General features: G+C 61.2%; 17 protein-coding genes. 10 read left to right on the top strand and 7 right to left on the bottom strand.

All coding sequences use genetic code 11. The features are described 5' to 3' along the window. Positions 1-88 precede the first annotated feature (88 nt). Positions 89-343 (top strand): type B 50S ribosomal protein L31, encoded by a 255-nt coding sequence (locus ACODSK_RS23050; protein ID WP_489019399.1) that lies wholly within the window; start codon positions 89-91, stop codon positions 341-343. Positions 344-399: 56 nt separating this feature from the next. Here ACODSK_RS23050 and ACODSK_RS23045 read toward each other — a convergent pair whose 3' ends face one another. The 3 genes from ACODSK_RS23045 to ACODSK_RS23035 form a co-directional block, all read right to left on the bottom strand. Next, entirely contained in the window at positions 400-2043 is a 1644-nt protein-coding gene (locus tag ACODSK_RS23045; protein WP_489019398.1) for an acetolactate synthase large subunit, read from the bottom strand. Between the two features lie 48 nt (positions 2044-2091). Continuing rightward, positions 2092-2817 carry a transporter substrate-binding domain-containing protein gene (locus ACODSK_RS23040; protein ID WP_489019397.1) on the bottom strand — a complete coding sequence of 242 codons (726 nt, stop codon included), beginning with the start codon at positions 2815-2817 and terminating at the stop codon, positions 2092-2094. A 128-nt stretch (positions 2818-2945) separates the two neighbouring features. Next, complete coding sequence (locus tag ACODSK_RS23035) at positions 2946-4256, bottom strand: OprD family porin (RefSeq protein ID WP_489019425.1); 1311 nt, start codon at positions 4254-4256, stop codon at positions 2946-2948. A 163-nt stretch (positions 4257-4419) separates the two neighbouring features. Here ACODSK_RS23035 and ACODSK_RS23030 point away from each other — a divergent pair, with 163 nt between their 5' ends. From ACODSK_RS23030 to ACODSK_RS22990, 9 genes are all read left to right on the top strand, one after another. Beyond that, a complete protein-coding gene (locus tag ACODSK_RS23030; RefSeq protein WP_489019396.1) occupies positions 4420-4689 on the top strand; it encodes a phage tail assembly protein in 270 nt (89 codons plus the stop codon). Between the two features lie 253 nt (positions 4690-4942). Beyond that, a complete protein-coding gene (locus tag ACODSK_RS23025; protein WP_489019395.1) occupies positions 4943-7591 on the top strand; it encodes a phage tail tape measure protein in 2649 nt (882 codons plus the stop codon). Between the two features lie 1519 nt (positions 7592-9110). Then, complete coding sequence (locus tag ACODSK_RS23020; protein ID WP_489019394.1) at positions 9111-9284, top strand: hypothetical protein; 174 nt, start codon at positions 9111-9113, stop codon at positions 9282-9284. Further along, entirely contained in the window at positions 9281-9883 is a 603-nt protein-coding gene (locus tag ACODSK_RS23015; RefSeq protein ID WP_489019393.1) for a BRO-N domain-containing protein, read from the top strand. The genes ACODSK_RS23020 and ACODSK_RS23015 overlap by 4 nt, the downstream gene beginning before the upstream one ends. Further along, positions 9880-10074, top strand: a complete 195-nt coding sequence (locus tag ACODSK_RS23010; protein WP_489019392.1) for a hypothetical protein — start codon at positions 9880-9882, stop codon at positions 10072-10074. Before ACODSK_RS23015 ends, ACODSK_RS23010 begins: the two co-directional genes overlap by 4 nt. Then, positions 10071-10520, top strand: coding sequence for a hypothetical protein (locus ACODSK_RS23005; RefSeq protein WP_489019391.1), 450 nt, complete (start codon positions 10071-10073; stop codon positions 10518-10520). Before ACODSK_RS23010 ends, ACODSK_RS23005 begins: the two co-directional genes overlap by 4 nt. Next, positions 10513-10830, top strand: a complete 318-nt coding sequence (locus ACODSK_RS23000) for a hypothetical protein (protein WP_489019390.1) — start codon at positions 10513-10515, stop codon at positions 10828-10830. The genes ACODSK_RS23005 and ACODSK_RS23000 overlap by 8 nt, the downstream gene beginning before the upstream one ends. A 193-nt stretch (positions 10831-11023) precedes the next feature. Next, on the top strand, positions 11024-11389 hold the full coding sequence (locus ACODSK_RS22995) for a Mor transcription activator family protein (RefSeq protein ID WP_489019389.1): 366 nt from the start codon (positions 11024-11026) through the stop codon (positions 11387-11389). A 191-nt stretch (positions 11390-11580) separates the two neighbouring features. Beyond that, complete coding sequence (locus ACODSK_RS22990) at positions 11581-12405, top strand: hypothetical protein (protein WP_489019388.1); 825 nt, start codon at positions 11581-11583, stop codon at positions 12403-12405. Positions 12406-12713: 308 nt separating this feature from the next. Here the strand turns inward: ACODSK_RS22990 and ACODSK_RS22985 are convergent, their stop codons facing one another. The 4 genes from ACODSK_RS22985 to ACODSK_RS22970 all read right to left on the bottom strand — a co-directional run bounded on the left by ACODSK_RS22985 (position 12714) and on the right by ACODSK_RS22970 (position 18985). Beyond that, on the bottom strand, positions 12714-14030 hold the full coding sequence (locus ACODSK_RS22985; protein WP_489019387.1) for an MFS transporter: 1317 nt from the start codon (positions 14028-14030) through the stop codon (positions 12714-12716). A 72-nt stretch (positions 14031-14102) separates the two neighbouring features. Continuing rightward, positions 14103-15155: a lactonase family protein gene (locus ACODSK_RS22980; RefSeq protein ID WP_489019386.1), complete on the bottom strand. Its 1053-nt coding sequence runs from the start codon at positions 15153-15155 to the stop codon at positions 14103-14105. Positions 15156-15277: 122 nt separating this feature from the next. Continuing rightward, positions 15278-17947, bottom strand: coding sequence for an aconitate hydratase AcnA (acnA, locus tag ACODSK_RS22975; RefSeq protein WP_489019385.1), 2670 nt, complete (start codon positions 17945-17947; stop codon positions 15278-15280). A 147-nt stretch (positions 17948-18094) separates the two neighbouring features. Then, on the bottom strand, positions 18095-18985 hold the full coding sequence (locus tag ACODSK_RS22970) for a LysR family transcriptional regulator (RefSeq protein WP_489019384.1): 891 nt from the start codon (positions 18983-18985) through the stop codon (positions 18095-18097). Between the last annotated feature and the right edge of the window lie 82 nt (positions 18986-19067).

Here is a 19067-nt window from a genome sequence, read left to right as displayed (position 1 = left end):
GAAAGAGCAACCAACAAGCCAGGACTTGAAATGAGATTCGATATCAATTAACTTTTGTTACTTTATATCATCTCACTTGGAGCACCCGATGAAACCCGGCATCCACCCCGCCTACCGCCCTGTCCTGTTCCACGACACCAGCGCCAACGCCTTCTGGCTGATCGGCTCCACCGTCGATACCGACAAGACCTACGAACACAGCGACGGCAACACCTACCCCTACGTCACCCTCGACGTGTCCAGCGCCTCCCACCCGATCTACACCGGCCAGGAGCGCAAGGCCAAGACCGAAGGCCGGGTCGCCGGCTTCAACAAGCGCTTCGCCGCCTTTACCAGCAAATAAAAAAACGCCGCTTTCCGGAGCCCGGAAAGCGGCATTTTCATTCAACGTCGAACGGCTTAAACGGCCAGGGCGCGCTCGCGCAGTTCGATATTGAGGATGCGATCGTTCTCGCTGTAGTCAACCGGAACGTCGATCACGTGCACGCCCGGGGTCTTGATGCAGTGCTCCAGCAGCGGCAGCAGGCCTTCGGCGCTTTCCACCCGGTGACCGTTGGCACCATAGGCTTCGGCATATTTGACGAAGTCCGGGTTGCCGTAGTCCAGGCCGAAATCGGTGAAGCCCATGTTCGCCTGCTTCCAGCGGATCATGCCGTAGCCATCGTCACGCAGGATCACCACGGTGACGTGCATGTTCAGGCGCACGGCGGTTTCCAGCTCCTGGCTGTTCATCATGAAGCCGCCATCGCCGCACACCGCGATTACCGGACGGTTCGGGTAGACCAGGTGCGAGGCCATGGCCGATGGCAGGCCGGCGCCCATGGTCGCCAGGGCGTTGTCCAGCAGCACGGTGTTGGGCTTGTGCGCCTTGTAGTTGCGGGCGAACCAGATCTTGTAGATGCCGTTGTCCAGGGCCACGATGCCTTCCGACGGCAGGGCGCGGCGGATGTCGGCGACCAGGCGCTGCGGGTAGACCGGGAAGCGGTTGTCGTCCTTGCCTTCGGCGATCTGCGCTTCGTTGGCCTCGCGGATCGCCATCAGGCGGGTGAAGTCCCAGTGCGACACGTCGCCCAGGCCTTCGCCGATCTGCCACACGGCGTTGGCGATGTCGCCGATCACTTCGATCTGCGGGAAGTACACGGCATCGACTTCCGCGGAGCGGAAGTTGATGTGGATGACTTCGGTGCCGCCACGGACCATGAAGAACGGTGGCTTCTCGATCACGTCGTGGCCGATGTTGATGATCAGGTCGGCAGCTTCGACTGCGCGGTGGACGAAGTCACCGGAGGACAGTGCGGCGTTGCCCAGGAAGCGCGGGTTGCGCTCGTCGACCACGCCCTTGCCGAGCTGGGTGGTGACGAACGGGATGCCGGTCTTGTCGATCAGTTGCTCAAGGACCTTGGCGGTCATCTTGCGGTTGGCACCGGCGCCGATCACCAGGATCGGGCTGCGGGCGGTGCGCAGTTTGTCGATGGCAGCGTCGATGGCCACGTGCTCGGCCAGCGGACGGCGGTGCAGGCTTGGCGGGATCGGCAGGACGTCGGTCTGCTCGGCAGCGATGTCTTCCGGCAGTTCCAGGTGCACCGCGCCCGGCTTCTCTTCCTCGGCCAGGCGGAAGGCTTCACGCATGCGCGACGGGATGTTGTCGGCGGAAGCGAACTGGTGGGTGTACTTGGTGATGGGGTCCATCATTGCGCACACGTCGATGATCTGGAAGCGGCCCTGCTTGGACTTCTTGATCGGCTTCTGGCCGGTAATCATCAGCATCGGCATGCCGCCCAGGTAGGCGTAGGCACCGGCGGTCACCAGGTTGGTCGCACCCGGGCCGAGGGTCGACAGGCTGACGCCGGTCTTGCCGGTCAGGCGGCCATAGGTGGCGGCCATGAAGCCCGCGGATTGCTCGTGGCGGGTCAGTACCAGCTTGATCTTCGACTTGCGCAGGGATTCCAGCAGGTCGAGGTTTTCCTCACCGGGAATGCCGAACACATACTCGACACCTTCGTTTTCCAGGCATTGCACAACGACATCGGCGGCCTTGGCCATCTTGCTTGCTACCTCAAATGGGATTGCACGGGTTTGAGTGTCGACCGGTCAGCACTTGGCACTGACATCGGTCTGTCCGGTCGCCAGCAAAGCGGCACGGACGAAGTCTTGACGTAAGCAACGCTGGATAAAGTCACTTACAAAGACGGCGCCATTGTCGCATCTTTTCGGCACCGCCATGGCTTGACGAATGGCAGTAAATGCACCGTTCAGCACCCGAAAGCGTGAATCGGCGGCCGCAACCTTCTCCAGCGGCTGGCGAACACCCGCCGCAGCGTCGAGGTTTTGCGCGATAAACAGGTCCACAGCGCCTGCGGAAGTGCCGGCCCGCTCAAGCTGCGCGTGCTCCAGGGTGCGGCTGAGAAACAGATCGTAGGCCGCGCCCTCGCCCACTGCCAGGCGCAAACCGGGCTGGTCAAGTTGTTCCACATGCTGGAACGGTGCGTCTTTTTTCACCAGATAAGTGCCTTCGATCAGCACGTAAGGTGCGCTGAAATGGATCTGCGCCTCGCGCACCGGCTCGATGGCCAGGAAGGCGACGGTCCAGGCGTTGTCTTCGAGGGCGGCGAAGACCTTGCCGGCGGCGTCGAAGGTACGCATTTCGAGTTTCACCCCGAGCTCTTCGGCCAGGGCCTTGGCCAGGGCCACGGACACGCCCTGGGGCTCGCCGTCCGGGCCGCGCTGGGCGAGGACCGGGTTGCCGAAGTTGATGGCGGCGCGGAGGATGCCGTCGGGGGCGAGGTCGGCGAGGATGGCGGGGGTTACTGGGATCATCGGTATGTCTCCGGCATTTGGTGGTGATCTTTCGGGCCCTATCGCCGGCAACGCCGGCTCCCACAGGTCTCGCGTGCACCGCCGGAACCTGTGGGAGCCGGCGTTGCCGGCGATGAGGCCCTGAAGGCTTACCAGATCGGCAAGGTATAGGAAACGATCAGGCGGTTCTCGTCCGCCCCTCGGGCAAAGCTGGAACGATACGCGGCATTGCGCCATTTGATCCCGACATTCTTCAGCACCCCGTTCTGGAACACATAGCCCACATCCGTATTGCGCTCCCATTCCTGCCCACCGCCGACCGCCGTCGCGGCATCGGCCTGGTCGCCGCGCACGTAGCGGCTCATGAAGGTCAGCCCGGGAATGCCGATGGCGCTGAAGTCGTAGTCATAGCGCACCTGCCACGAACGCTCCCCCGGCTCGGCGAAGTCGTTGATCTGGATGTAGTTGGCCAGGTACGGGTCGGTGCCGTTGATGAAGGGCATCGAGGTCGAGCCGTTCATTTTCTGCAAGCCGAGGCCGAAGGCATGGCCGCCGAGGCTGTAGGTGAACAGGCCGCTCAGCGCGCCACTGTCGATGCGCCCGCCACGGGCCGCGCCGCTGTCGTCGCTGAGCATGTAGCGCAGGTCGCTCTTCAGCTTGCCCGGCCCCAGCGGCAGGGTGTGGGTCAGACCGAAGAAGTGCTGGCGGTAGACCTCTTCCAGCTCGGCGTACTGGTAGCTGAGCACGGTCTGCTTGCCCAGGGCGTAGTCGGCACCACCGATCAGCAAGGCATCGCCGTCGGCGCTGGAGCGGAAGCGGCGGTTCTTGTTGTTCAGGGTCAGGCCCACGGCATTGGTCGAGTCGCGGTCGGTCATGCGCTCGAAACGGGCGCCGGTCAGGGTCAGGCCGTCGATTTCCTTGCTGGTGAGCAGGCCGCCGTCGAAAGTCTGCGGCAGGATGCGCCCGGTGTTGGCCTGCAGGGTCGGCAGCTTGGGGATCAGGGTGCCGTACTTGAGCTCGCTATTGGACAGACGCACCTTGGCAGTCAGGGCGACCCGGCCGAACTCGTCGGCGGCGCGACCGTCATCGTGGGTCGGCAACAGGCCGCTGCCGGTGCGGTCGGGGCTGGAGTCGAGCTTGAGGCCGAGCATGGCCATGGCGTCGAGGCCAAAGCCCAGGGTGCCCTGGGTGTAGCCGGAACGCAGGTCGAGGATGAAACCCTGGGCCCATTCCTCGCGCTTGTTCTGGCCGCTGCCGTCGCGGAAGTCGCGATTGAAGTAGTAGTTGGAGGTTTGCAGGCTGGCCTTGCTGTCGTCGATGAAACCGGCGGCGCTGGCGGTGCCGGCGGCCAGGCAGGGGGACAGGGTGAGCAGGGTTTTGATGATGTTCTTGTTGTTGTTTGGGAGTGAGATAAATCCTAAGGGATGAGCGAGATAAATCCGGGCTACTCCGGGATACATTGGCATAGCATGGGATCGCTTTTGCAATTCCGTTGTATCCAGTGCAATGCTCATTTCGGTGGAGAGTCTCGACTCGGACGGGATTAATTAAACCCGATTAAAAGGAGTTTTAAACTGGGTTATCGAAAATAGCTCCGTAACCCAAACCCACTACGGAGCTTCCATGAGCCAGACCTACACCCTCAAACATCCATTCGTTTCTGCCACCGGCACTCGCATCGAGTCTGTCGAGATTCGTCGCCTGAATCGAGGCGACCTGCGCAAGGCCCACGGCTACAGCAAGGATGATTTCGAGCAAGAAAGCTTCCTGCTGGCCTGCATGGTGGGGCTGGTGCCTGAAGACCTCGACCAGTTCGACCTGATCGACTCCAAGGCACTGACCGAGTTCTTTCGGAACCTGGTGGATGGAGAGGGCAAATCTACCAACGTTTGACGAAGCCCTACTTTACTGGCTGCGTATTCAACCAACTGAAATAGATCTGCTGGAAGAAGAAGATTACATGCGCTGGACGGATTTCGCCTACCGCGTTTGGAAGGCAAAAACGGCAGAGCAGTAAGGGCAATCGTCCCGCCGGATATACGACCGCCGCCTTCAGAGCGGCGGTTCTCCCATCCTCCCCATCGCACGCACCCTTCCCTAACCAGCAATCCAGTGTATTGCGGGCAAATAACTAGGGGTCTCCCAAATGTCATCAACTATCGTCGCCGGTCTGAAGATCGCAGCGTCCACTTCTGGCATGGGTGTATTCAGCAGCACTCGAAAAACGATGCTCGGGCTGAAGACTGTTACAGAGCAGCTCAGCGCCAAAAATGCTGCCCTGGGCCAATCCATCAAACAAAGCATGGGAACGAGCGGAGCCAGCGCCGTGGCGGCGCTGAACACCCAATATTTACGCCTGGCACAAAGCATTGATAAAGCCCAGGTCAGTCAGGCACGCCTACAAAGCCGGTTGGATCGCCGCGACCAGCTCAGGACAGACCGCAGCAACCTGCGTACCGGCGCGATGGAAACGCTAGCGGTAGGCGCGTCGGCGGTACTGCCGGTCAAACTGGCCATCGACTTTGAGTCGGCGATGGCCGATGTGAAGAAGGTCGTGAACTTCGACACACCCGACGGGTTCAGCACGCTGAGCAATGAAATCCTGGAGCTGACCAGGACATTGCCCCTGGCCTCGACCGACTTGGCAGCTATCGCGGCCAGCGGCGGTCAGTTAGGCGTGGCCGCGAAGGATATCAAGCTCTTCACGAGCAACATCGCCAAGATGGCGACGGCTTTCGATATGTCCGCTGAGATGGCTGGCGACTCGATGGCCAAACTGGCGAACGTGTACCAGATTCCGATCAAGGATATCGGGCGACTCGGGGACGCCATCAACGAACTGTCGAACAGTTCACCAGCCAAGGCCAGTGACATTGTGAATGCGCTTGGTCGCGTAGGTGGTGTGGCCAAGGCTTTCGGTTTAACGGAGGTTCAGGCGGCGGCACTGAGTAACACCTTCATCAGCCTTGGCAAGGCCCCGGAGGTGGCTGGTACAGCGATCAATGCCATGCTGATCAAGCTGCAAACGGCGGATAAGCAATCGGACAAGTTCAAGGAAGCCTTAGAGTCCATAAACATCAGTGCCGACTCCCTGAAAACCGCCATCGGCAAAGACGCGCAGGGCGCGCTATCGAGCTTTCTGCGTGTCGTTGGCAAGGTGCCCAAGGGAGACCGAATGGGCCTCCTGGTCGATCTGTTTGGGCTTGAGTATGCCGACGACATTGCTGTCCTCGCGGGATCGATGGACACCTATGCGAGTTCGCTCAAGGTGGTGAGCGATGCCAGCAACTACAACGGCTCCATGGAAAAGGAGTTCCAGGCGCGGGCAGCAACGACAGCGAATAACCTACAACTGCTCAAGAATGGCATGAGTGAGCTGGGAATCAACATGGGAGCCGCCGTTCTCCCTTCGTTGAATGAACTGGTGAACAGTGTCCGGCCCGTCATCACGTCGTTTGCGACCTGGGCAAAAGGCAATGGTGAGCTGATCAGCACCTCGCTCAAGGTGGTGACAGGTTTAGCCGCCCTTCGCTTGAGCTTCATTGCTCTGAAATATGGCGTCAGCCTTGGGGCATCGGCCCTCAATTCCGTAGGTATCGCGATGTCTGTGGCCTCGGGCAAGGTGGCGGTGCTCAATTCCTCAATCATCGCCACTCGTATGGCTCCCCTGGTCTCAGGGGTGACCAACCTTACTGGGGCATTACCGGCTCTCTCTGGTGGTATGGCGCTGCTGAGCAGTGTGATGGCGGCCACTCCAGTAGGTTGGCTGATTGCTGGCGTGGCCGCAGTGGCCGGGGCGGGCCTGCTGATCTACAAGTACTGGGAGCCGATCAAGGCGTGGGTTGGCGGCTTCTGGAGCGGGCTGCTCGATGGTCTGAGGCCGTTAGGTCAGGCGATATCCACCGCCTTTGCGCCCTTGCAGCCCCTGTTTTCGTCGCTGGCTGGGCTGCTCGGGCCGGTTGTTCAATGGTTCCGCGATCTGCTGACACCCGTGCAAATGTCAGGGGAAGCCCTGGGCGACGTGGGCACAGCGGGAGCAGCATTCGGGCGCGTGGTGGGCACCGCCTTGTCAGCGCTGATGGCCCCGCTACGATGGGTGCTTGAGGGCATAGGCGAGATTCCCAGGGCGTTCAGCGGTGGTTTGGGCAGCATTGCGGCGTTGATCGCAAACTTCTCCCCGCTGGGGTTGTTCTACCGAGCGTTTGCCGGAGTAATGAGCTACTTCGGTGTAGAGCTTCCGACCAAGTTCACTGAGTTCGGCGGCATGCTCATCAGCGGTTTGGTCAGCGGCATCAAGAACACGCTGGGATCTGCCAAGGACAGCGTTGTAGGGATCGGCACCTCAGTAAAAAGCTGGTTCACCGAAACGCTGGGTATCCAGTCGCCAAGCCGGGTTTTCATGGGGTATGGGGCGAACATCAGCGAGGGGGCCGCGATTGGTATCACGGCGCAGGCCGATAAAGTCCGCATGGCCGCCTTGGGCATGGCAGCTGCTACGGCGGTTACGATGGCATCTCCTGCGATGGCTGCTACAACCGCCCCTGAGGCTCGTTCGGCTGCCTCCCAGGCTGTCTCTGCCATGAGCACATTGCCCTCGTCTAGCGGCCCTGGAGGAGCCCTAGCGAGCGGCGGTGGGATCACCGTCCATCTCACCCAGAACTTCACCATCAACGGTGGCTCTGGCAACGTCCAGGATCAGGTCGCGAGGGCGGGACGAATGAGCTTCGACGAGTTCCGCCAGATGCTGGAAAAGGTTGAGCATGACCGGAGGCGGCGGAGTTATGGAACGCTTTAAATCCTGACAAACCGACCGATACGCGACCAGAGAACCCCAAACCGTTTGGGGTTTTCTACTTTCCGGGGTCTGATAATCGGCGGTCGCTGGCAGCTTTGATGCCAAACGGTTTGGAGTTTTCAGTCACGGTGACGGAAAAACTGCGAACCGTTCGCGAAAAAGTGGTGACGGTCACCGGCTGACCTTGTTGGGAAACCCTGGCTTTACTGGGCCACATGAAATTATGAACCGGTGACGGTCACCAAAAACCGCGAACGGTTCGCGGTTTTTTTCCGGCACGGTGCCGGAAAAAATGCGCCAAACGGTTTGGGATTTCCGTGACCGTCACGGAAAACTGGTAACGGTTGCCAGTCAATCTATGTGCCAAACCCAGTAGATATGCAGCCTATCGCTTCCTTCAGGTGATAACGGTTACCGGAAAAGCCGTGACGGTCACGGAAAACGGGGCCTGTCCCCGAGACCGAAAAACTCCGCACCGGTGCGGAAAAACTAGAAGCAGTTTCGAGGTTTAAAACCCTATACCGCTGCAACCATGCGGGGTTGCGGTGACTACAACCATTTCTGAGAACTCCGCACCGTGCGGAGTGGGGAGCTGGTAACCGTTGCCGATAACCGTGATGCATCGCGGAAGATTTTTGTCGCTAACAGCCCCCGGCCTAGTCTGTCATCCCACTGAAGACAGTCTTCAGTCACTTACGCGGAAAACTCCTGACCTGTCAGGAGTTTTCCGTGACGGCCACGGATAGGCTAGGGAGCCACAGACCAGTAAATTCGTGGCCTACAGACCGTATACATAGCGTGAGGACATAGGAAAAACTCCTGACGGTCAGGACTTTTTCCAGTTCCGCCATACAGTACACCTGAAGACCGTCTTCACTGCTGGGCTGTTGAGGCATGTCCAAAACCGCGACGGTCGCGGTCACGCCCAAGACCGTCTTGGGTGCATATGACCAGTTTTTCCGTAACCGTTACGAGTGCATTTTGCCGAACGGTTCGGCATTTCCCGACTTGAAGCCAGTAGTTATAAGGGCTACAGAGCAGGCCCGTACCGAACGGTTCGGCATTTTCCGTAACTGTTAAGGCTTCTATCGCCCAAGACGGTCTTGGGCGTGACCGCGACCGTCGCGGTTTTGGACATGCCTCAACAGCCCAGCGGAGAAGTCCTTCCAAAACTCCCCGTCGCTTGGAAAGCAGCAATGCTCGCCCCGGCAGGTTGTTCCAAGCTGCCGAAATCTGCGACGCATCGCAGGTGTTGCCGCACTTCGCTGCCAGTGCTAAGCTTTTGTTCGTCACGGTAAATCCCGTGGCCGGGATTGGCGTCCCGAATGATCAGGCGGACACACCGCCTTTAGCGCGGTTTTTTTGTGTCCGCAGCATGGCAAGTCCGTTATGGGCGGGCCGTGTGGGGCTGCGCAAGCAGCGCCGGAACCTGATCCCGGTACGCCAACCTGCACGGTTCCGCTCACCCTGATTGGCGTCAGGGCGAGTGGGGTTTAAACCTAAGATCAGGACTACCACCATGACCCTGCGTCGAATTCTTACCCTCAATCCGGCCAAGGCCCGAGCGGCCTACCATCGTGCCTGCGCTATCGCTGCTTTGCATGCTGACTCCAGTCTTTCCACCCGTCTCAAGCGCTACCAACATCACATTAGCCTCGCTCGTGCCCTGGAATTGAAAGGGGGTGACCAATGAAGGCCGCGCAGATGCTGTTCACATCCGTGGCCTACGGCATCGACCTCCGGGTGCTGGGCTTCGATGGCCGGGTATGGTTATCTGGCGAAGATCTGGCCAACGTGTTGGAGTACCGCGCTACGGGTAGCATCACGGCTGTCTTCAGTCGTCATAGGCTCGCTCTCAAACCGCACAGCGCCAAGGCTCGGATCGACGGTAAGGGCCATGCCGTACGCCTATTCGATGAAGCTGGTGTGCGCTACCTCTGCGAGTACAGCAAGCGTCCTGGTGCGTTCCACCTGCTTCGCTGGTTGGACGCTGGTGGTATGCAAGCGAAGGCTGACACTGTGACCGACCCAGTACCAATTGCGGCGAACGTGTTGGCCTTCAAAGCGCCGGACAATACGCCTCCAGTCGCTATCGGTGTACTCAAAAAATTCTACTGTCGCGATCTACTTAAAACGCTGCTGCGTTACAGCCAAGAGCAGGAAGTGGAAGATCTGACGCATATCATCGAAGCTGAAATAGCCGACTTGTTGAGCCGTCGCCACTGCCCAGGCCTGAACGATGCCCGGTACGAGTTGTATCACCGCTATTGGCTGCAAGGGGGTGCCGTATGAGCGCCCAGGTAATCCAGTTCCCGGTAACCCGGATGCGTGTTCCGTCCTCCGCGGCCCTGGACATGCTGGCGGAGCGATTGGCTGCGACCATTGCCGATCTGCCTGCCGCTGAAGACGACACTCTCAATCTGCTGCGCAGCATCGACCGCAAGTTGGCGAAACTCATTAGGGTTGTGGAGGTGCAGCTATGAGCGCTGTAATTTTGCCGTTCCGCTATCCCTTCGCCGTAGCCACCGTGAGCACCGCCGTACGCGATCCCAGCTACGTCCTGGTGCGTGAGTTTGGGGAGCGTCCGTTCGTGATGGATCGGGAGTTGGGTAGCCTGCTGGGTTATGCCGACCCGCTGGCGGCCATCGGAGAGTTGTATGTCCAGAACCGTGCTGAGCTGCACTGGCGCTCGGTGACGATTGACTTGGTTAAGCCCGAGCCCTGTGGACGCCGTACTGTGCAAGTGTTCGACCTGGAGGGCGCAATGCGCTTGTGTGAACTAGCGCGCACACCACCCTCGGGGATGCTCTACGCCAAGCTGGCCAGCTGTGCCATCGCTGAGTTCGTGGTACCTGACGACAGCCGCCCCAAGGCACCTGTAGTGGCCTTCCCACAATCCGGCAAGGTGATGGAGGTGCAGCATGGCTAACTTCAAAGCACTGCCTAGGGACTCGCAAGGCAACGTGGAAGACGTGTTGTATCTCAGCGTGGACGCGAGTCCATCGGAGCTGTTCGAAGCCGCCACCCACCGCTTGGAGAGCGCACGTGACATGATGGAGGTATTCGCGCAGCTCAGCTCATGCGGCGATGATCGTTCCTTGCCCGCTATCAGTCGGGCAGCGCATCTTCTGCTCAGCGATGCTAGTGGCTTGTTTGACGCTTTGTACGGTTCCATTCGTGCACATGAAAGCCTGATAAAAGACTGTGCTGAGATGCAGGCAGTAGCACTTCAACGCTGACTCTCGCATTCCCCTCAAGCGCCCGAATCCGGGCGCTTTTTCATTCTTTAAACCCGATTAAAATAGATTCCTCTCTGACCCGGCAATTATCAACTCGTAATCTTTAATCTGAGTTTATAAGGGGTGATGAATGCGGCCGGAAGAGTTTAAGTCACGGAGAAGGTCAGTCGGTGGATCTGAGCTATCCGCGAGCATGGCAGCGGTAATTGGAAACCTACTACGCAAACATGGTCTCGGAGAGGATCAGGCTGACAAAATTGCCATTGAGGCGATGGGGGAAATGCAGCATCACTATGGTGGGCAACAACTGTACTTTAGTCGCGAAGAGCGCCTTGAAAAAAACTCTCTTCATGAGGAGATTTTTTCCCGGTTCGATACCAACGAAATGAGTGCTGCAGACTTGGCTTCAGCTTATGGCTTCAGCCTTGCTTGGATTTACAACATCCTCAGACAAGTCAGGAATGCACGGCGTGCAGCCCGTGAAGCTCAAGCCGGAGAAGCGAAAACGCGTAGTCAAGAGCGCTGGAAACGCGAAGGGGGCAACGGCGATGCAGTCTGACTTGAAGATTTTCCAGATTTTCAAGGCTGGTAAGCACATGACCATGGCTGGAGCGACGCCCGTCAATGCTGGCCTTATGGGCAGGCCTGCAAGCGCCAGGTAGTTTCCCTAGACGCAAATTACGAGAGGCCGCCTAATACCTCAGGCGCACGACCTTTCGCCTTGATAGGAATATGAATGTGGAACCCAAAGTGAACGAGTCGACCTATATCGAAAACCTCAAAACTCAACGTGGCAAGCTACTGTTGGAAATTGAGGAAAAAGAGAAAAAAGTCAGCGAGCTGGAGCCTGCAAAAGAGGAAGTAACCGCAAAGATTCGTGCCTCCCGTAACCCAGATGGTCGGCGTACTCAGGCAACGGTGACTCTTGAACGAGAATTACAGGTGCTGGAGGATCGATGCAATAACGTTAAGGACGGCCTCGGATCGGCGCGGGCTAGTCTGCGTAATATTGAGCGGCCACTGTTCGCTGAAAGCCAAGTGCAAAAGCACCGAGAGACCTTTCTGAGTTCTGAATCTCAACTTGCGGCTGCCAAGACTCAACAATATCGAGTTGGCACCGTCTGTAGCGAGTTGACGGCTGAAATCAACCGGGAAGAGGCATTCCTACAGGGAGAGTTGACCCAGCATGCAGCCCACCAGCTAGAAGCCCGATTGGCGGGGGATGCTGAATCGGCATTACCTCAGGCAATAACCGACTTGCAGGCCAGTATCGGTGGTAAGCGCGCAACGCTAGCGGCTGCTGAAACACGTAAGCAGCAATGCGCTGAACAGGTTAACGCTCTTCAGGACGCAATCGTAAAAGCCAAGAAGAACTGGCAGCATGCCCGCTTCGCGCTTGCCGAGCTGGAGCATCATGTTGCCATTGAGAGCATCCGGCCTGCGCTCGTTACGCTGCTCGCAGCCATGAGGGAGTCTGGCAACGGATTCAACACGACCATCACTATCACCATTGACCCGGACGACATCGAAGCTGCAAGAGTCAATCTGAAAAAGGAGCTTTTGCGCGACAACTGATAGGAGGTTTTGCTGAGTCGAGCCCTTTGCAACGGTTCTTTTTCAAATTCTGTTGCAAAGGGCGCAAATAAACCGGACTCGATTTATCTCAATATCGAACGCTAATTTTTCGCGCTCGGCATCATGTTGTTGTGCATCGGTGGGTCCGCTTTTTTATAGGTATGGGGGTGCCGGGCCCCTTTGGATTGGAGCTTGGCAAGGAGGAAAGTGTTGGAATTGAGGGCCTCATCGCCGGCAACGCCGGCTCCCACAATGTCCGCGTCGATACAGAACCCTGTGGGAGCTGGCGTTGCCAGCGATAGCGATCGTCAGTGCGCCGAAGCCGCCACAGGCTGACTCGGCTCCCTATTGCTGACCCTCATCAAGGCAGTCATCAGGAAGGCAATGGCCAGCAAGCCACTGAGGAACAGCAACCCGGTCGCCGCGCTCTGGCTGCTGCCCTTGACCACGCCGATCATCGACGGCCCGACAAAGCCGCCAAGGTTGCCGATGGAGTTGATCACGGCGATGGACACCGCCGCGGTGGTGCGGTCGAGGAACAGCGTCGGCAGCGCCCAGAACGGCGACTTGAAGCTGTACAACCCGGACAGCGCGACACAGATCATCGCCATCGACAGCACCGGGCTGCCCAGCATGCCCGCCCCCACCAGGCCCAGCGCCGCCACCAGCAGCGGCACCGCCGAGTGCAGCTTGCGTTCGTTGCGCCGGTCGGAACTGCGCGACCACAGGACCATGGCCACGGTGGCGACGATGTACGGCAGCATGGCGATCAGGCCGATCTCGGTATGGCTCAGGCTGCTGGAGAAACCCTTGATGATCTGCGGCATCCAGTAACCGACGCCGAGGCTGCCGCACTGGTAGACGAAGTAGATGAACGCCAGGTACAGCACCTTGGGGTTGGTCATGGTCTTCATGACGCCCAGGCTCTTGACGTTCTTGCGGCTCTGGCGGTCGCGCTCCAGTTCGGCCAGCAGCCATTCCTTCTCCTCGGGTTTCAGCCATTTGGCCTGTTCCGGCCGGTCGGTGAGGAAGAAGTAGCAAGCGATGCCCAGCAGCACGGCCGGAATGCCTTCGAGGAACAGCATCCAGCGCCAGCCGCTCCAGTCGAACCACTTGACGTTGTCCATGATCCAGGTGGAAAGCGGCGCACCGATGATGTAGCTGACCGGGATCGCTGCGGTGAACAGGGCCACGGTGGTCGCCAGTTCCTTTGAGCGGAACCAGTAGGTCAGGTAGACGATGATCCCGGGGAAGAACCCGGCCTCGGCCACACCGAGCAAGAAGCGCAGAACGTAAAGCTGGTTGGCGCTCTGGGCGAAGGCGGTACCGGCGGCGATCAGGCCCCAGGTCACCAGGATCCGCGCGATCCACACCCGCGCTCCGTATTTGTTGAGCATCACGTTGCTCGGCACTTCGAAGAGGAAGTAGCCGATGAAGAAGATCCCGGAAATGAAGCCGAAGGCCTCGCTGGTGAGGGCCAGTTCCTTGTTCATCTCCAGCGCGGCATAGCCGATGTTGGCCCGGTCCAGGTAGGAGACGATGTAGAGCAGGAATACGAAGGGGATGATCCGCCAGGTGATCTTGCGGACTATCGCCTGTTCATCAAGTGTCTTGTTGTTGTTCATGGCTACCTCTTGGAGAGCAAGCTTGCGCCTGTCTCGTGCGTTTTTATAGTGACCGGGGCAAACCCGGGTGGATCAGGCAGAAAAAACCATGCACACCGGGCTACCGGTGGCGATCGAGAAACCGCTGTCGCGCAGTTGTCCGCTCTCGCCGTCAACGGCCAGGGAGACGATGCAGTCGCTGTCTTCGTTGAGGGCGAAGAGGAAACGCTGGTTGGGGCTCAGGGCGAAGAAGCGCGGCGTGCGCCCCAGGCTCGGGGCGAAGGCCACCGGGCTCAGCAGGCCGCTGACGGCGTCGATGGCAAACACCGCGATGCTGTCGCTGCCGCGGTTGGAGGCGTAGAGCAAACGCCCGTCGGCGCTCACCTCGATGCCCGCCGCGCGACTGTTGCCGGTGTAGCTCGACGGTAGCGACGGCAGTACCTGCAACGGGGTCAAGGCGCCGCTGGCCGGATCGAAGCGGTAGCTGGTGACGCTGGAATCCAGTTCGTTGATGGCGAACACCAGTGGCGCCTGCGGATGCACCGCGACATGCCGGGGCCCGGCGCCTTCGCGGGTGACGACGAAGGCCTGCTCGGTGGGGATCAGCCGCCCGCCCTCGAAATGGAACACGAAGATCCGGTCCAGGCCCTTGTCCGGCACCAGGACGAAGCGGCCGCTGGGGTCGAACAGGTTGTAATGCGGTTTGGCGAACGGTTGCTCGACCCGGTGCGGGCCGGTCGGGCCGAACAGTGCCAGCAACTGCACCAGCCCGCCCAGCGCGCCATCGGCCTCGACGGCGAGCACCGCCAGGGTGCCGCTGAGGTGGTTGGACACCACCAGGTAGCGCTCGCTCGGGTCCAGGGCCAGGTGCACCGGGTTCTTGCCCTCGCAGCTCTGGCGGTTGAGGAAGGTCAGACGGCCGCTGGCCCGGTCGACACTGAAGGCGCTGACTTCGCTGCGGTCGCCATGGACGGTGTAGAGGCGGTCACCGGCGCGATTGAGGACGAGGAAGGACGGGTTGACCAGATCCTCGACCACTTGCACGAGTTCCAGGCGGCCCTGCTCCTGGTCGAGGGCGAAGACGCTGAGGCCGTCGCCACGGGCGTTGCGTTCACGGGTGGTGCGGGAGCCGACATAGGCAAACATGGAAATACTCCGGAATCTTTGTTGTTCTTCAGGGCCTCATCGCCGGCAATGCCGGCTCCCACAGGTTTCGGGGGGAACCTGAACCTTGTGGGAGCCGGCGTTGCCGGCGATTACAGGCGACGCTAGACCTTGGTCCTGGCCACGACCTTGCGCACCACATAGGGCAGCACCCCGCCATGGCGCAGGTAGCTGATTTCCTGCTGCGAATCGATACGCACCCCGAGCTCCACCTCTGCACGCTCGCCAGTGGCCCGGCGAATCACCAGCAGCACCGGGTTGTCGCCCACCCGCAGGTCATCGAGGCCGACAAAGTCCAACCGCTCGCTGCCGTCCAGCTTCAGGTCCTCCACTCCCTGCCCGTCCCTGAACTGCATGGGCAACACGCCCATGCCGATCAGGTTGCTGCGGTGGATGCGCTCGACACTGCGCGCCACCACCGCCTTGACCCCGAGCAGGGCCTGGGCCTTGGCCGCCCAGTCGCGGCTGGAGCCGGCGCCGTAGTTGATCCCGGCGAACACCACCAGCGGCGTGCCGGCGTAGCTCTTGGCCGCTTCGTACAGCGGCAATACCGCGCCGCCGTCGGCGGTGCGCGCCCAGGCGCCCTGCCCCGGCTGTTCGACCAGCAGGCGGTTGCGCACCGATTTGTTGGTGAAGGCACCGCGCAACATGACTTCGTGGTTGCTGCGCCGGGTCGAGTACTGGTTGAGGTCCTGCGGGTCCTCGCCACGCTCCAGCAGCCATTGCCCGGCCAGGCTGGCGGCAGGAATCGCCCCGGCCGGGGAGATATGGTCGGTGGTGACGTTGTCGCCCAGCACCATCAAGGCCCGGGCACCAGCGATGGCCAGGCTGTCGCGCGCCTCGGCCTGGATATCGGCGAGGTACTGCGGGCGGCGCAGGTAGGTGGACTGCGGGCTCCACGGGAACTGCACGCTGCCCTCGGCGGACAGCGCCTGCCAGTGATGGGTGCCGTCCCAGACCGTGGCCAGGCGCTGGCGGAAGAACTCCGGCTTGAGCACCCTGGCCACCTGTTCGGCCACCTCGGCATCGCTCGGCATCAGGTCGCGCAGGTACAACGGACGGCCTTCGCCATCGTGCCCCAGGACATCTCGGTCCAGGTCGATATCGATGCGGCCGGCGATGGCGTAGGCCACGCACAAGGCTGGCGACGCCAGGTAGCCGGCGGGCACCTTCGGGTTGACCCGGCCCTCGAAATTACGGTTGCCGGACAACACCACCACGCCCTTCAGACCCTGGTCGGCGAAGGCTTCGACATGGGGCTCGAGCTGGCCGGAGTTGCCGATGCAGGTCATGCAGCCGAAGCCGGCGAGGTCGAAGCCGAGGGCGGAAAAGTCCTCCAGCAGCCCGGCTTCGCCCAGGTAGTCGGCGACCACCTGCGAGCCCGGCGACAGCGAGGTCTTCACCCAGGGCTTGCGTTGCAGGCCCAGTGCGCGGGCACGCCGGGCCAGCAGGCCGGCCTGGACCATCAGCGAGGGGTTGGCGGTGTTGGTGCAGCTGGTGATCGCCGACATCACCACGGCGCCATGGCTGATCGCCTGGCCAAAGGACGGCTCGAAGAACTCGGTCGCGGCCGGACCGGCGATCAGCCCGTCACCGCCCAGTACTTCCTTGCGGAACGAGGCCCCGGCGGCCGACAGCGACTGGCGCTGGTGTGGCTGGTGCGGGCCGGCGACGCTCGGCTCGATATCCGCCAGATCCAGCTCGATCAGTTCGTCGAACTGCGGCTGTGGCAGGTCGTCCCGGCGCCACAGAGGCTGGGCGGTCATATAGGCGGCGACCTGGCGGCACAACTCCGGCGAACGGCCGCTGAGCTTGAGGTAATCCAGGGTCTGATCGTCGAACGGGAAGAACACCACGGTGGCGCCATACTCCGGCGCCATGTTCGACACCGTGCCGCGGGCCGCCCAGCCCAGGGTCGAAAGCCCCGGCCCGGTGAACTCGACGAACTTGCCGACCACCGAACGCTGACGCAGGATCTCGGCCACATGCAAGGCAAGGTCGGTGGCAGTCACACCCGGACGCAGGGCATTGCTCAGGCGAATACCGATGACCTCGGGGAAGCTGATCGGCACCGGCTCGCCGACCATCGCCGCCTGCCCTTCCAGGCCGCCGACACCCCAGCCGAGCACGCCGATGGCATTGATCATCGGCGTGTGGCTGTCGGTGGCGACCATATCGTCCGGGTGCAGCAGGCGCCGGCCGTCTTCCGTGCGGCTTTCCCAGACCACCTTGGCCAGGGCCTCCATGTTCATCTGGTGGATGATCCCGGTACCCGGCGGAATCACCCCGAAGTTGTCCAGGCTCTTCTGCGCCCACTTGATGAAGCGGTAGCGCTCGCTGTTGCGGCGGAAGTCGATATCCAGGTTGGCCTCAACCGCGTCGGCCTCGGCATAGCGCTCGACGATCACCGAGTGGTCGATGGTCAGCACTGCCGGGATCAGCGGGTTCATCGCCTGCGGATCGCCGCCCAGCTCGGCCACCACATCGCGCATCCCGGCGAAGTCGGCCAGGGCCGGCAGGCAGGTGGTGTCATGGAACATCAGGCGGTTGGGCTGGAACGGCACCTCGCAGACCGGGCCCTCGCCGATGGCCCGCAGCAGCACCGATGGCAGCGCCTGCGGCGAGCAGCGCGCGACGTTTTCCAGAAGGATGCGGATCGAATACGGCAAGCGCGCCAGAGCCTCTGCGCCCAGCAGTTTGTGCAGGTCGACGTAGGCAAAGCTCTGCTGGTCGATCACCAGGGTGGAAAGAAGGTCGCGGGCTGTCTCGGTCATGCTGCTCATCGCTCGGCTTTTTATGATGTTCACGGGCCGGGCAAGGCCGGGACACCGTTGATGGGGCCGATACTAGGAGCAGGCAGGCGGGATGAAAATTGATCTATCGCCATGGCAGCGTTCTCCGATGGAGAACGCTCGCAAGGGTCAACTTTCGTCGAGTTTGAGGTGATCGATGAAGGTACGCAGGGTCGCCGAGGCCGCCTCGTATTTACGGAACACCAGCAACAGCGAGCGTTGCGCCCAGTCTTCGGCCAGGGGCACCGCCTTCACGCCGTGGCTGCGCTGGTACTGGCTGACCACGCTGCGCGGCAGCACCGCCACGCCGAGGCCGGCGGCGACCAGGCGGCACATGCAGTCGAAGCTGCTGATGCGGATGCGCAGGCGCAGGTCGAGGCCAAGCTTTTCGGCCTCCTGGGTGAGCAGGCTGTGCACCGAGCTTTCCAGGTGCGGGCCGACGAATTCGTGTTCCAGGGCATCGCGGAACTGCACCGAGCGGCGCTGGGCCAGGGCGTGGCCGGCGGGGACTACCAGGGTCAGCTGGTCATGCCGGTACGGCAGGGTTTCGAGGCCCTGGGCGGCGGTCTGCGCGGCGATGATGCCGAGGTCGGCACGGCCATCGGCCACCGCCCGGACCACCGCCGAGCCGACCCGCTCTTCGATGTCGAACTTGATCTGCGGATACAGCGCGGCGAAATCGGCCACGTCCTGGGGCAGGAACTGCGACAGCGCCGAGGTGATGGCGTGGATGCGGATATGCCCCTTCACCCCGCTGGCGTACTCGCCCAGTTCGATGTCCAGCTGGGCCAGGGTCTGCTTGAGCTGGCGGGCATGGAACAGCAGCGACTGCCCCGCCGGGGTCAACTCGACACCACGGGCGTTGCGGATCAGCAGGGGTGAACCGATCTGCGCCTCCAGTTCGCTGATGCGCTTGCTGATGGCCGACACCGCCAGATGCTTGATCCGCGCCGCGCGGGTCAGGTTGCGTTCCTGGGCAACGGTGATGAACAGGTCGAGGCTGGTCAGGTCGTAGCGCATGGGGGGTTCCTTGGGAGGGGGTGGATATGGCAGGTCCTACACCGCCCTTGTGGGAGCTGGCTTGCCAGCGATTGCAGTAGTG

Source organism: Pseudomonas sp. FG98 (assembly GCF_057808595.1).
The sequence above is the reverse complement of the archived record's forward strand: the minus strand, read 5'-3'. Positions and strand labels throughout refer to the sequence as shown.

Excerpts from the sequence above, each read along its gene's own strand:
- ACODSK_RS23050 (WP_489019399.1), top strand. The coding sequence starts at position 89 with ATGAAACCCGGCATCCACCCCGCCTACCGCCCTGTCCTGTTCCACGAC.
- ACODSK_RS23045 (WP_489019398.1), bottom strand. The coding sequence starts at position 2,043 with ATGGCCAAGGCCGCCGATGTCGTTGTGCAATGCCTGGAAAACGAAGGT.
- ACODSK_RS23040 (WP_489019397.1), bottom strand. The coding sequence starts at position 2,817 with ATGATCCCAGTAACCCCCGCCATCCTCGCCGACCTCGCCCCCGACGGC.
- ACODSK_RS23035 (WP_489019425.1), bottom strand. The coding sequence starts at position 4,256 with ATGTATCCCGGAGTAGCCCGGATTTATCTCGCTCATCCCTTAGGATTT.
- ACODSK_RS23030 (WP_489019396.1), top strand. The coding sequence starts at position 4,420 with ATGAGCCAGACCTACACCCTCAAACATCCATTCGTTTCTGCCACCGGC.
- ACODSK_RS23025 (WP_489019395.1), top strand. The coding sequence starts at position 4,943 with ATGTCATCAACTATCGTCGCCGGTCTGAAGATCGCAGCGTCCACTTCT.
- ACODSK_RS23020 (WP_489019394.1), top strand. The coding sequence starts at position 9,111 with ATGACCCTGCGTCGAATTCTTACCCTCAATCCGGCCAAGGCCCGAGCG.
- ACODSK_RS23015 (WP_489019393.1), top strand. The coding sequence starts at position 9,281 with ATGAAGGCCGCGCAGATGCTGTTCACATCCGTGGCCTACGGCATCGAC.
- ACODSK_RS23010 (WP_489019392.1), top strand. The coding sequence starts at position 9,880 with ATGAGCGCCCAGGTAATCCAGTTCCCGGTAACCCGGATGCGTGTTCCG.
- ACODSK_RS23005 (WP_489019391.1), top strand. The coding sequence starts at position 10,071 with ATGAGCGCTGTAATTTTGCCGTTCCGCTATCCCTTCGCCGTAGCCACC.
- ACODSK_RS23000 (WP_489019390.1), top strand. The coding sequence starts at position 10,513 with ATGGCTAACTTCAAAGCACTGCCTAGGGACTCGCAAGGCAACGTGGAA.
- ACODSK_RS22995 (WP_489019389.1), top strand. The coding sequence starts at position 11,024 with ATGGCAGCGGTAATTGGAAACCTACTACGCAAACATGGTCTCGGAGAG.
- ACODSK_RS22985 (WP_489019387.1), bottom strand. The coding sequence starts at position 14,030 with ATGAACAACAACAAGACACTTGATGAACAGGCGATAGTCCGCAAGATC.
- ACODSK_RS22980 (WP_489019386.1), bottom strand. The coding sequence starts at position 15,155 with ATGTTTGCCTATGTCGGCTCCCGCACCACCCGTGAACGCAACGCCCGT.
- acnA (WP_489019385.1), bottom strand. The coding sequence starts at position 17,947 with ATGACCGAGACAGCCCGCGACCTTCTTTCCACCCTGGTGATCGACCAG.
- ACODSK_RS22970 (WP_489019384.1), bottom strand. The coding sequence starts at position 18,985 with ATGCGCTACGACCTGACCAGCCTCGACCTGTTCATCACCGTTGCCCAG.